Raw genomic sequence first — 12,391 nt, 5'->3', positions numbered from 1 at the left:
AACCACAGCTGCGCCCCCACCGGCTCCCCCCGCACGGCGTCGCCCGGCTGGGCCAGCCGCACGCCGTCACCGGCGTCCTCGGCCGACAACACCAGGTAGCCGTCCTTCGTCACCTTGCCCCGCAGCCCTTCGGCCAGCGCCGTGCGCTCCTCGAACGACAGCCCGGTCCCCCGGTCGTACATCGCCAGCCGCCACGGCCCGAACGCGAACATCAGCACCTGCCCGTAGCCGCCGCTACCCGCCTGGCGCGGCCACAGCGTGACGTTGGGGGCGTAGTTTCTGATCGGCTCGCCGCCTTGGGTGATCTGCATCTCGCCGCCGTACGGGGCGACGAACTGGCGGTAGCTCCCCTCCACCCAGACACCCTGGAACGGCCGCGAGCCCATGTCGGCGAGGCCGAGCTCGGCCGGATAGCGCACCTTGGCGCGTGCCCCGTGCGGGAAAACCACGTCGAGAACCTCGTCGCCGCCCCTCTCCGTGGCCTCGGCGTGCAGAACGTTGGGCGGGTTGTCGATCGTGCGCAAGGACCTGATGGGTCCGGGGACCGGCTGCGGCAACACCGGGTCGGGCGCGGGAGCCGGATCGGGATCCTGGCTGACGAGCAGGCTGACGGCAGGGACCAGCAGGAGCGCCAGGACCACCACCAACCCGATCCAGCGGCGGCGTCCGCGCTCGCCGCCTGACTCGATGACGTCGAACCGCTCAGCCACGACGTTCCTCGCCGAGTAGCCTGGCTTGCGCCCTTTCCCTCCAGTTCAGTTGAGGGGGGACCGCCGGCGCAAGCCCTCGAACCTGGCGAAGTCCTTGTCACAGGTCACGAATTCACAACCGTGCTCGGTGGCGAGCGCGGCGAGGTTGCCCGAGGCCCGGCCTGCCTGCACAGCCTGACGAAGATCTCCCAGTGCCTGTCCGCGCCGCTGACCACCAGTGCGTGCGGCTGGTTGCGGTAGGACGACGCGAATCCACTTCGGGGGATCACCAGGTCGCCACGTTCACCTCACCGTCATGCGCGACCCGTACCACCTGCCCGACCAGCTCGCGCGACTCGGCGTCGGCCAGCAGGTCGTCCCGCGTCACCACCGCGTACGCCCGCCCGCCGGACGGCACGTCCACCACGAGCACCCCGCGCTCCGGCTCACCGTCCCGCCCGTGCGCCACGGTGTAGCCGGCCACGACGGCCTCACCCGTATAAACCGGCACGATCGGTCTCTCCTCGGCCACGAACACCGGCGCGGCCTCTCCGAGAGCTCCGCCGGGCTCGCTGGACCAGACGGCGCAGGCGTGCTTGGTCAGGTGCATCCCCACCCCGGTGACCAGGCCGTGCCCAGCCTGCGTGCGCAGCAATCCCGCCATGGTGGCCGTCGAGTGCAGCACGTAGCCGCTGGCCGGCCCGCCCGCGTACGGCAGCCCTCCGGTCACCGTGAGCCCGCGCCGGTCCAGCGGGTCGAGCCCGACGGCGTCGCACGCCTGCCGCAGCGCGATCGCGAAGCAGCTGTAGAGGTCGAGGGCGTGCAGGTCGTCCGGCCCGAGCTCCGCGCGCTTGAAGGCGGCCTCCGCGGCCCTCCCGACGGCCTCTGAGCGTCCGAGCGCGGGCCGCGCCGCCACCTCCCAGGTGTCCTCCGCGTACGCCCACCCACGCAGGTACACCCGCTGACCGGCGGGCACCCCGAGCCGGTCGGCCAGCCGCGAGCTCGCCAGGACGACGGCCGCCGCCTGGTCCACCTCCATGACGGCGACCGTGTTCCTGGTGTAGGGCCAGCCGACGAAACGGTTGCCGTGCACCAGCTCGACGGGGGTGCGCGGGATCCTGCGCCAGGCGTAGGGGTTGGCGGCGGCCACCTCGGTCATCGGCGCCATCATGCGCCCCCGCTCGCGCATCTCCTCCTCGATCGTGAGGCCGAGCGCCGCACGCCGCGCCGTCTCCATGATCGCGTACGTGTGCACCGGCATGAACAGGCCGTGGGCCAGCGCCGACGGATGCGGGGGCCGTTCCCATCCGTACGGGGGTTTGGGCACGGCCGGATGGCTCCACGGCACGCTCTCACCCGCCTGCCGGTACGCCCGACGCGTGGCCAGCGCCTCGGCCCCCGCGACCAGCGCCGAGTCGATCTCGCCTGCCGCGATCCTGGCGGCCGCCGCGCCGATGAGCAGGTGCGGGGCCGTACCGCCGACCTTGGAGTAGGCGCGGTGGCTCGGCGCGGCTCCGAGGCGTTCGGCGAGGCGGCCCACCGGCGAGTCGTACTGCCAGGAGTCGCTGTAGACGAGCTGGATCGAGTCGAGCCGCCCGGCCGGGAGGCGGGCGTCGGCGGCGGCCGCGCGCGCCACCTCCTCCCACAGGGCGAGCGGTTCCGGGCCGGGCTGCTCGCGAATGGTGCGTTGTGCGATGCCGATGAGGCAGGGCGTGCGAGGATCCATGAAACCATCTAACCAGAACAACATTCGGTTGATAAGCAGTGGCTTCTGATAAAGCGGGTTACCATTGTTTCCGGAGCAGAAATACCAGCCCCTCCCACCTGCGGAGATGCCGATCAGGAATACATGCGATCTCGCTATTTCCATAACGGAACGGAACCGGGCCATGCTTTTTCACGTCGTTTCCTGGCCGCCGCTCCGGCCATTTATTAACGTTCCGATCGTTTTCCTGGCCCACCCGGGGCGCAGCACCCCGCTCTGGGCCGCCGAAAGCCGAGAGGAGCTCCATGTATTCCCGAGCAAGGCGCATCGCGATCCCGCTGGCCGGCCTGGTGGCCGTCGGGCTGGCCACGGGAACGCTCAGCGGCGCCGCGGCCGGCGCGACGGCACCCTCAGACGTCGTGTCCAAGAACGCGGCCACCCCCGCCGAGCAGGCCATCCAGTTCTGGACGCCGGACCGCGTGAAGCGGGCGACCGACCACGACGACGTCATCGACCTGACCACCAAGGGTCTCCGGGGCAGCAACAGCACCCCCGACGGCCCTGCCGGATCCGTCCCGCCGATCGGCGGGGAGAAGAAGACCAAGGCCAAGAAGAGCAAGCAGGTCAACCTGCCGAACACCGTCGGCCGCGTGTTCTTCACGCTGCCGAAGGCCGACCCGCGCAACCCGAAGAACTGGCGATACTGCTCGGCCAGTTCGGTGCAGGGCAAGTACCGCAACCTCGTGGCGACCTCCGCCCACTGCGTGTACGACACGAAGAAGAACACCTTCTACGACAACTGGGTGTTCATTCCTTCGTACTGGGACGGCAAGAGCGTCTGGGACGGCAAAGCGCCCTACGGCATTTACGCCGCCAAGACGTTCAACGCGCACGACGATTTCCTGGTGAAGGAGGACTTCGACTACGACTACGCGTTCGTCAACGTCTACAACGGCATCAAGGTCGACTGGGCGAAGGACCGGGGCCGCTGGAAGTGGACGGTCAAGAACGTCGGCCGCCTCGGTGACAACGTCGGCGGTCAGGGCTTCACCTGGAACCGCAGCACGAAGGCGACCGTGTTCTCCTTCGGCTACCCGGCCGGCGAGCACCCCGACGGCGACAAGCCGTTCAGCGGGCGCACGATGAAGTGGTGCTACGGCAAGACCAAGCCGATGCCCGAGGCCAAGAAGTACAACCTGCAGGAGCACGTGGGACTCAAGTGCTCCTTCACCGCCGGAGCGAGCGGCGGGCCGCTGCTCTACTCGTACAAGAGCGCGTCGCGCACCGGCTACCTGATCGGTGTCAACAGCGTCGCGTGGGACACCGACGGCAACGACCGCTACGACCACATCTCGTCGCCGTACTTCAACACCGACACCTACAAGGTCTACAAGGCCGCCGCCAACCGCTGGACCGGCAACATGCCGTGATCAAGCGCGACACCCCAGGCCCCGGTTCCCGGGTGGGTTCCGGGGCCTTCCCCTGGCGGCGGAATAGGGCCGGCGGCGACGTGGTGTGCGCCACTCGGTCAACACCGAAAGCCCCACGAAATGACGACTTTTCACGACACATCATGTGATCCACATACACGCTCTGACCTGCGGAGATGCAACATCTTAATGATCATTTAGAGGTATGCGGAGTGGATGTCTGACAGACTCCTTATAGTGCGAAGTGCACCCTTGATCAGGTAACGAATCTCTATCCACGCTGCAATACCGTCTGTACATCTGGAAAAATCCCTCCTTACGACCCCAAGAAAGGCAAAGATGATCCCCCGGGCCAGGCACGTCGCGCTCGCTGCTCTGAGCAGCGCGCTGCTGGTGCTGCCCGCCCTCACGGGGATCGCCGACGCCGCACGCGACAGCAAGGTGTACGCCGTCCCCCTGGCCACCACCCAGGCGGACGTGAAGCGGGTCGCCGAACACTGGAAGCCCGACCGGCTCAAGGTGGCCGACAACTACAGCCCCGCCACACCCGAAACCAAGGCTGCCCCGACGTCGCAGCCCGTGACGTCCACCGATCAGCGCAACCCCGTCGCCGCCATCAGGCGCTCCCTCGCCGCACAGAACGTGGCCGCCGCGATGCCGCGCAAGGGCAAGCCGGCCGCGACCATGGGCAAGGTCTACTTCCGCTTCGGCGACAAGGAGTACTGGTGCTCGGCCAGCGCCGTCGCCGCCAAGAACCGCAGCGTCGTCGCCACAGCCGCACACTGCGCGTACGACTCGCGCCAGGCCAGGGCCGCCGACTCCTGGATCTTCGTCCCCAGCGGCGAAGCGTCCGGAGGCATCTACGTGGGCGCCGCCATTAGCATGCACGAAGACTGGTCGGGCAAGGGCGACTACGACTACGACTACGCGTTCGTCACCGTGCACCGCGGCTTCACCTGGACGAAGAAGAACGGCACCTACGTCATGAAGGACATCGGCCGGCTCCAGGACAACGTGGGCGGGCAGGGGCTCTCACTCAACAAGAAGCCCTCCACGTACTCCCCGATCTCCTTCGGCTACCCGGCGGGCATGCAGCCCGACAGGAGCCACCCGTTCAACGGCAAGAGCCTGCGCAGCTGCGAACGGACCATCACCCAGTGGGCCGCCGTGGCCCCCGCCTTCGACCTGCAGAAGGGCGTACAACTCCAGCCGTGCGACTTCAGCCACGGCGCGAGCGGCGGGCCCTGGCTGATCGGCTGGAACGAGAACCGCGGGCTCGGCACCCTGGTCGGTGTCAACAGCCTCACCTGGAACAGGGACGCGCAGGGCTGGTACGACGCGGTGTCGTCACCGTACTTCGACACCACCACGGGAGAGGTCTACCGGCACGCCTCCTCCGTACGGACCCTGCCCAAAGTCAGCTGACCCTGCCCCGACCGCCTTCCCCCGGGGTGTTCACCTACGTCCGACGCCGCCACATCTCGAGCACGGCGTCCGCCCACCGACCTGGGCGTCTGCTAGGGACATCCGAAGGACGGTGTACGGGCGCTGCCCTGGCTTCGCTGCCGCGCCGGCCCGCCTGGAACGCCGGGCAGTCCTCGCCGGCGTGCTAGCGGTCGCTCCCCCTCGTAGTGACCAGCTGAGTGTTCGTCATGCCTTCGCCTACCTCAGGGGAGTCAACGTGAAACGGGACATACGGCACGGCTTCAGCCCTTCCCTCCCGTCACCGCGGAACCCCAGGCTTTCATCATCTTCCCGAATTCCTTACGGAAGTGCTCACGGTCGATCGTCTCGTTGGCGTGCTGGAAATACCAGTTGTCCAGCCTCCCCCGTAGCCCGTTGAACTGCGGGGAAGCGTCCTCGTAGCCGAAGTACTTCTTGTAGAAGCCGAAGTGGCTCCACATCCCCGGAGTGGCCGCGTTCTTGCCGGTCGTCCACGTGTGGTTGACCTGCGGGCTCAGATCGCGAGCCATTTCGTCATGGGTAGCCTGCACCAGGGAACGGGGTCCGATGAACGACATCTTCCCGGTGGCGACCTGCGGCAATTGCGGGAGCTCGTCCCATCCGGCGGTGCGCATGACGCTGCCGAACCGGGTGACCCGCGTATCGGCGGATCCCAGGCTGGAATCCATGCCGTCGGAGCTCTTCATCGAACGGAACTTCCACATGTTGAAGAGTTCGCCGTCTTTTCCGAGCCGCGGCTGCGTCATGAAGGGGCTCTTGCCGTCCTCGGCGAACTTCACCAGCGCCGTCAGGCCGGCCACAGGCGCGGCGAGCGGCATGAACCCCATGGACCACTTGAACTCCATCCACCTCTTCTCGGGGCTGCGCAGCCACTGCAGCCCCTTCTTGGGGAAGGCTTCCCACGGCAGGCGCAGTCCCAGTTCGGGGGACACACGCTGCCGGCCGGCCGCGAACGTCTTGCCGGCCAGTTCCGCGCCGGTGCCGAGGAGAGCCATGCCGAAGCCGGCCTGTGCGGCATGTTTCCAGTCCCAGCCGTACCCGCTCGCCCATCCGGCCGTCGCCATGACGCCGGTGCTCACCGTCCCCCCGACGAGGAGGCGGGAGAGGACCCGTTCCCAGCCGGGTTTCTCCATCGCCGAGGCCAGGCCGGTCAGCAGGGGGCCGCCCTTGCGCAGAAGCGAGGGCAGGGCGCCGTGCGCGCCGCCCATGAGGCCGCCGGCGACCGCCCCGTGCCATGTCGACTGCAGCAGCTGCTTCAGGTCGATGTCACCGGTGGCGAACAGCTGGTCGATCACGTTCAGCCCACCGGCGAAGGCCATGCCCAGCACCGCCTCGCGAATGATTCGCAAGGTGATCTGCAGGGCCATACCCTCCAGCCGGATGAGCCTGGCCGCCGCGGCGTTGAGATAGGGGTTGATGACGATCGCCACGTACACCAAGGTCACCACGAAGGCGGCGGCCACCCAGTAGTGCCACTGCGCTTTGGAGATCGCGTCCATCCCCGTCCGGCAGTAGTCGGCGAGCTCATCCGTCTGCCGTTTCAGCTCCTTCAGCAGTCCCTTCTCGCCGGTGAGCATCTTCACGGCCTTCTTGAACTCGTCCGTGTTCGGCCCGTGCCCGGACGCGATCACCCGCCCCGCGTGCTGATCGACCTCCTCCGCCGCCCGATCGACAACGCGGCCGATCGTCAGGGCGGCCTCGCGCAGCACGTTCACCTGGGCGATGTCGCCATCAGGGTAGGCGCACCCGAAACCCATGGCCTGCAAGAACCATGCCGCCTGCTGCACGAAACCGGGGGGCTCGACCGTCGAGGGCAGCCTGCCGCCGTCGATCACCGGCCGATACTCCTCGATCTCCGCCAACGCCGCGGAGGACGAGGGCTGCGAGGACTCACGGCCGTCCAGAACATCCATGGTCGCGCTGTTGGCGCTGCGGTAGACGGTGCCGGCGTTGACCATCCCGGCGGACATGCCCTGGAGCAGGTTCACCGTACCGACCAGGTTCTCCAGCAGGGCGTCGCGCAGCCCCACGAAACCCGGCGCCTTGCGCGCCCGATCGCCCTCGTACAGGGCCCGGCCCAGATCGTCACTCCCGAACGGCCGCTCGCCCATCGCGTCGCAGAACTCGTCCACACCGACCCGCAGGGCGCGCGCCGCGTCGTGGACGCCACCCCCGGCTCCCATCCACAGTTTGGCGGAGAATGCGGTTTCCGGCATGGTTGCGACCCCAGCGAGCTTTACCGACGATCGGGTTGATCTTGTCAGGAAGACTGTCAAGAGTGTACAAGAATCACCGAACGGTGCAATTCGGGTACAGAACCCCACGCTACGGGTCGACGAACGTACGCGCAGCCTTTCGGCGATCATGTCGACCAGGACAAGAAGCCCGTGGGACGCCCCCAGATCGAGCTGCGATCAGCCGTACGTCCTACCCGGCGACGTGCCTGGTGTTCCAGGATGCAGCCCCGCCGTGTCACCACTGCTCGACCGCTCAGAAGACGACCTGTGGCCTCGCGATGAAGTTCCGCGAGGACCAGCCCCGATGGCAGCAGGTTACACAGGTGATTCGCGAGCGCGTCGCCGAGGGGACGTACCGTCCCGGCTCCAGGGTCCCGAGCGGGAACGCCCTCATGCAGGAGTTCGGCATCGCTCGCATGACGGCGCGCAAGGCCATGAGAGCCCTCCGCGAAGAGGGCTCCATCCACACCGTGCGAGGCATGGGCAGCTTCGTCAGCATTCCAGAGAGCACACGACTCGCGGCCCACGATCCGGAGCCGAGTTCCTCACGTACCGACCCGGCTGGAGGGCGGGCGGCGGGCCCAGGTGGCCCAGCGCCAGAGCCATTCGAGCGGGCCTTGGCGGTAGCGGCGCAGCCACAGGGCGGACAGCAGCCACTGGGCCGCGAGGATGGCTCCCGCGGCCAGGAACGCCACCTGCAAGGACTGCCCGATCGGCAGGCCGAGAACGTGCGTCGCCGCCAGGACGAGAAGCGTGGCGGTCAGGTAGTTGGTCAGGGCCATCCGGCCCAGCGGCGCGAAGACGACCCGCAGCACCGGCCGCAGCGGCGTTCTGAGCAGGACCAGCAGGGCGCACACCACCACGCCGGCGATCAGCAGATCCGCCAGGCTGGACGTGAACGACGGCTGCATCGGGTCCGCCCCGGCCTCCATCTGGCCGTGCACCCACAAGGCAGTGGCCGTCCCTGCCGCGAGGACCAGCCCCAGCAGGAGCGGCCCTCGGATGGACCGTTCGATCTGGTCGGCCACCCCGTAGCGGGCCAGTGCCGAGCCGAGCAGGAACAGCCCGGCGATCAGCAGGGGCCCGCCCCCGCCCCACAGCGCCACCGGAACGAGCACGGCGGCGAGGCCGGCCACGGCCCATCGCGGCAGCCAGGACGAGGGCAGCAGCACCAGCAGGCCGACGACCGCGTACCTGGTCAGGATCTCCCCCGGCCACAGCACCATGTGCACGAGCCCGATCGCGAGCAACGCCACCAGCCGTCGCAGCAGCACCAGCCGCGGGCGGGAGACGCGGTCGGCGGCGGAGTCCAGCAGCAGGGCGAACCCGATGCCGAACAGCAGAGAGAAGATCGGTAACCCGAGCCACGGATCCCAGTCGCCCATGGGCTGCGTCACGACGGCGGTGCCGTGGTCGGCGATCAGCTGGATGTTGGCGAACAGGATCTCGCACAACGTGAACCCGCGCAGCACGTCGAGCGCGATGATGCGGGGCCGCCCAGAGGCGGGCGCAGCCGTCGGCGACCGGCCGGACGCGGGCGTGGCAGTAGAGGCGGTGGCGTCGTCCGGGAGATGGCGACCGGGATGGCCGGTCGGTTCTCCGGGGAACTCTTCGCGAGGCATAGGGCCGTATCCTGCAGAGCCGACCGCGGGGACGGCATCGGCCGAAAGCACGGTCAGCCGCAGCCATGAACGTACTTTCAGGCGGAGTTGCCGACGGTGGCGACGCCCCATGGTCGGCCGTCTTGTTGCAGGCCTGGTCGGTGACCTCGATGCGGTCGCTTTCGGCGCTGGTGCGGGTGGCCTTTCCTGCAGCCGCCCGGCACCATGGGCGTCCCGCAGGCCATCTGACCAGAAGCGGGACTGCGGCAGCGGGCAGGGCGCTTAGGAAGATCTTCTTTGGTTTGTCTGACACACCGTGTTGGCCTTGTCACGATGAGCGCATGCGTCGTGGTGATCTGACGAACGCCGAATGGGAACGCCTGGCGCCGTTGCTGCCGCCGGAAGAGCTGCTCCCTCCTGACGACAGCCGGCGCGGCCGTCCGCGGACCGGTCATCGGGCGGCGATCAACGGGATGCTCTACCAGGCCCGCACCGGAGAGCACTGGCGAGACCTGCCGCAGCGGTTCGGATGCTGGGTCGCCATATATAAGCGTCATCGACGGTGGGCGGCGGACGGCACCTGGCAACAGTTGCTGTCCGCGATCGAAGTCGTGCAGGGCACGTGCGCGCAGACGCCCAGCGGCGCGTCGAATCGTCGCCCGAAGTTGCGTGCCGTCCCGCCGCCGGCGCCGCGACGCAAGCGGGCCACTCCGAGCCATCCGGCGCTGGCGCGGCTGCGCGACCACCTCGCGGAGGTCGTCAGCCAGAGAACCGTCTAGTTCCGCCGCACCCGACGCACCCACCTGTAGGTCGCGGCGAAACGACGACTACATGGGTACGCGTTCGGCAGGGCGGGACACGCCCTGGCGCGGCGCGACCCATCCCGGGCCCAGGCCGCCGGCGCCACCTCTATATGGAGGCGCGTTCCGCGGGGCCGAGGGACAACAGCCCTGGGGGCGGAGCCCGGCCCGCCCAGCCACACCTTCCCGAGCGGCCGGTCGCCGGCTCGCAGGGGGACCGCGCCTTGTTGCTCGGGCAACAGAATCCCGACAAATAGGGCTAATGCGGACGTTTTGGGTCGGAACCTGAAGATCGTCTGTGAGGGGCCGAGCACATTAGACGGGTTAGGGTTCCATCTGGTTCCTGTGATCTAAGTCACATTCAGCCGACTACACTCTGTGTCGGGACACTAACGGAACTTTCGTACCGCAAGCAACATGTCCCTCGTACCCTGCAAAAACGTAACGCCTCGGTCACCATACGCGAAGATCTCTGACTGGTCACAGCACGGTAACGGCGATAGGGGCGCCTTCCGGATCTTCCAAAGCGGGTTTCACCTGCGGAGATCACCACGCTATGTTCCTTGCTATCCCTTTACTGACGCATGGGACGCAAGTTGCGACCCACGACAGAGCAAGGAGCAGTTCCCTTGAAGCGCATTCTCATCCCCGCCGGTGGTGCCGTTCTCGCCACCGGTCTTCTGGCCGCCGGCCTCGCCGGTACGGCTCAGGCCGACAGCGACGTCGCCAAGGACAACCTGGCGACCAGCGCGGCCAACGCAAACGCCATCGCGAGCTTCTGGGCGGAGAACAACGGCGCTGCCCTGAAGGCCGCCAAGGAGTCCGACGTCTGGGCCAAGTCCGACGTGAGCAAGATGCAGAGCAAGGGCGGCTACAGCTCGGACACCAAGCCGGGTGCGACCGCCCCGATCGGCGAGGAGAAGAAGTCCTCCTCGAAGACGCAGAACGTCAACATGCCGAAGACCATCGGCAAGGTGTTCTTCGTCAACAGCAAGGGCGAGAAGAAGTGGTGCTCTGCCACCTCGATCCAGTCGAAGTACCGCAACCTGGTCGCCACGGCCGGTCACTGCGTGTACGACACTGCGAAGAACGAAGCCACCATGGACAAGTGGGTCTTCGTTCCGGGGTACTACCAGGGCAAGGCTCCCTGGGGCATCTACGTCGGTAAGACGGCCTTCACCCACTACGACTTCGACGTGTACGAGGACTACGACCGCGACTACGCCTTCGTCACCGTCTACAACGGTGTCAAGCTGGACGCGACCAAGTCCAAGAACGTGTCCAAGGAAGAGTGGGACAAGTACGCGGGCCTCAAGGACGCCAAGGACATCGAGGTCAGCCGGGAAGAGTTCCGCAAGGGCAAGCTCGACCCCAAGACCGCCGACTACTACTGGCGCCAGAAGGGTAGCGACGCCGAGCTTGCCGGCCCCGACTACCCGGGCGCCGAAGTGGCCAAGGTCGAGGTTTCCGAGAGCCGCTACAAGGCCGCCAGGGTTGGCAAGGGCAACGGTCGCAAGTTCGGCGAGCCCATCGTCGAGAACGTGACCTACAACGAGGCCGCTGCCTACCTGAAGAACCAGAAGGAGAACCCGGGCAAGTTCCCGGGGACGGTCAAGCTGGACAAGCGTGGCAACTCCACGATCACGCACTTCTACGTGCAGGCGTGGTACAAGCCCGGCAAGGCCGCGAAGTACTTCAAGACCGTCTTCTACATCATCGACCACAAGTCCCTGGACGCGGGTCGACTCGGTGACAACGTCGGCGGTCAGGGCTTCGCCTGGAACCAGCCCACCGGCAAGGCTGTCCGCGTGTTCGGCTACCCGGCCGCTCCGCACCCCGACGGCAACAAGAACTACACCGGCATTACTCCGAAGTGGTGCTACGGCAAGACCACGAAGAAGCTGGTCGGTTCGGCTGCCAAGAAGATCGAGGAGCACGTCGCCCTCAAGTGCGCCATGACCGAGGGCGCCGACGGTGGCCCGTGGCTGTACAAGTACAGCAACGCCAAGCGTCTCGGCTACGTGAACGGTGTCGTGAGCACCTTCAACGACCAGGACGGCAACGGCCGCGTTGACTACATCTCGTCGCCGTACTTCGATGGCGAGACCAACACCGTCTACAAGGCCGCTGCGGCCTCGTGGTCCGGCAAGGTCGTCTAAGTAACACATAGCGACCGGCCTCCAACCGTTCGTTAGGCGTTACAAGCGAGAGGCTCGGCACTTGCCGAGCCTCTCTGCTTTTCCGGCTCAGAAGTGAAGGCGTTTGGACGCACGGGACCGCCAGATGGTGCCATGCATATGTTGTGATCTGTATCACATCGGTCCGTCGCCCTCGGTCATCGCGGCCCTGGGGTCCCGCTGACCACCCTGAGAACGCACTCATGTTGATCAGGGCAAACAACAACAAGGCGAGCTTCGCTCAGCTCCTGGGGTTCAGCCAGCTAAACATCACAAGACGATCACGCC

The 12,391-nt window shown here is 67.2% G+C and carries 8 protein-coding genes and 1 pseudogene; 5 read left to right on the top strand and 4 right to left on the bottom strand.

Annotated elements, in window-relative coordinates:
• Together GUY59_RS28965 and GUY59_RS28960 are read right to left on the bottom strand one after the other, a co-directional pair.
• Positions 1-710: hypothetical protein (locus GUY59_RS28965; protein ID WP_161714750.1), on the bottom strand; the 710-nt coding region annotated here is incomplete at its 3' end.
• A 265-nt stretch (positions 711-975) separates the two neighbouring features.
• Positions 976-2,415 carry an acetyl-CoA synthetase gene (locus tag GUY59_RS28960; RefSeq protein ID WP_138199337.1) on the bottom strand — a complete coding sequence of 480 codons (1,440 nt, stop codon included), beginning with the start codon at positions 2,413-2,415 and terminating at the stop codon, positions 976-978.
• A gap of 284 nt (positions 2,416-2,699) precedes the next feature.
• Between GUY59_RS28960 and GUY59_RS28955 the strand changes: the two genes are divergently transcribed.
• Together GUY59_RS28955 and GUY59_RS28950 are read left to right on the top strand one after the other, a co-directional pair.
• Positions 2,700-3,824 carry a trypsin-like serine peptidase gene (locus GUY59_RS28955; protein ID WP_138199336.1) on the top strand — a complete coding sequence of 375 codons (1,125 nt, stop codon included), beginning with the start codon at positions 2,700-2,702 and terminating at the stop codon, positions 3,822-3,824.
• 339 nt (positions 3,825-4,163) lie between these two features.
• Entirely contained in the window at positions 4,164-5,249 is a 1,086-nt protein-coding gene (locus GUY59_RS28950) for a trypsin-like serine peptidase (RefSeq protein WP_138199335.1), read from the top strand.
• Between the two features lie 281 nt (positions 5,250-5,530).
• Here the strand turns inward: GUY59_RS28950 and GUY59_RS28945 are convergent, their stop codons facing one another.
• Positions 5,531-7,654: a sugar transferase gene (locus tag GUY59_RS28945; RefSeq protein ID WP_138199334.1), complete on the bottom strand. Its 2,124-nt coding sequence runs from the start codon at positions 7,652-7,654 to the stop codon at positions 5,531-5,533.
• A gap of 149 nt (positions 7,655-7,803) precedes the next feature.
• Here GUY59_RS28945 and GUY59_RS28940 point away from each other — a divergent pair.
• Positions 7,804-8,007: pseudogene (locus GUY59_RS28940) on the top strand (GntR family transcriptional regulator); the annotation flags it as partial.
• Positions 8,008-8,070: 63 nt separating this feature from the next.
• Here the strand turns inward: GUY59_RS28940 and GUY59_RS28935 are convergent.
• Positions 8,071-9,147, bottom strand: a complete 1,077-nt coding sequence (locus tag GUY59_RS28935; protein WP_138199333.1) for a DUF418 domain-containing protein — start codon at positions 9,145-9,147, stop codon at positions 8,071-8,073.
• A 320-nt stretch (positions 9,148-9,467) separates the two neighbouring features.
• Here GUY59_RS28935 and GUY59_RS28930 point away from each other — a divergent pair, with 320 nt between their 5' ends.
• Both GUY59_RS28930 and GUY59_RS28925 read left to right on the top strand, forming a co-directional pair.
• A complete protein-coding gene (locus GUY59_RS28930; protein WP_161714749.1) occupies positions 9,468-9,905 on the top strand; it encodes a transposase in 438 nt (145 codons plus the stop codon).
• A 650-nt stretch (positions 9,906-10,555) separates the two neighbouring features.
• On the top strand, positions 10,556-12,085 hold the full coding sequence (locus tag GUY59_RS28925) for a trypsin-like serine peptidase (protein WP_138199331.1): 1,530 nt from the start codon (positions 10,556-10,558) through the stop codon (positions 12,083-12,085).
• Positions 12,086-12,391: the final 306 nt, after the last annotated feature.

Origin of the sequence: Nonomuraea sp. K271 (genome assembly GCF_009908215.1) — a bacterium.
GTDB classification, from domain to species: Bacteria; Actinomycetota; Actinomycetes; order Streptosporangiales; family Streptosporangiaceae; genus Nonomuraea; species Nonomuraea longispora.
This window is presented reverse-complemented; position numbering and strand designations above follow the sequence as displayed.

Excerpts from the sequence above, each read along its gene's own strand:
- GUY59_RS28960 (WP_138199337.1), bottom strand. The coding sequence starts at position 2,415 with ATGGATCCTCGCACGCCCTGCCTCATCGGCATCGCACAACGCACCATT.
- GUY59_RS28955 (WP_138199336.1), top strand. The coding sequence starts at position 2,700 with ATGTATTCCCGAGCAAGGCGCATCGCGATCCCGCTGGCCGGCCTGGTG.
- GUY59_RS28950 (WP_138199335.1), top strand. The coding sequence starts at position 4,164 with ATGATCCCCCGGGCCAGGCACGTCGCGCTCGCTGCTCTGAGCAGCGCG.
- GUY59_RS28945 (WP_138199334.1), bottom strand. The coding sequence starts at position 7,654 with ATGATCGCCGAAAGGCTGCGCGTACGTTCGTCGACCCGTAGCGTGGGG.
- GUY59_RS28935 (WP_138199333.1), bottom strand. The coding sequence starts at position 9,147 with ATGCCTCGCGAAGAGTTCCCCGGAGAACCGACCGGCCATCCCGGTCGC.
- GUY59_RS28930 (WP_161714749.1), top strand. The coding sequence starts at position 9,468 with ATGCGTCGTGGTGATCTGACGAACGCCGAATGGGAACGCCTGGCGCCG.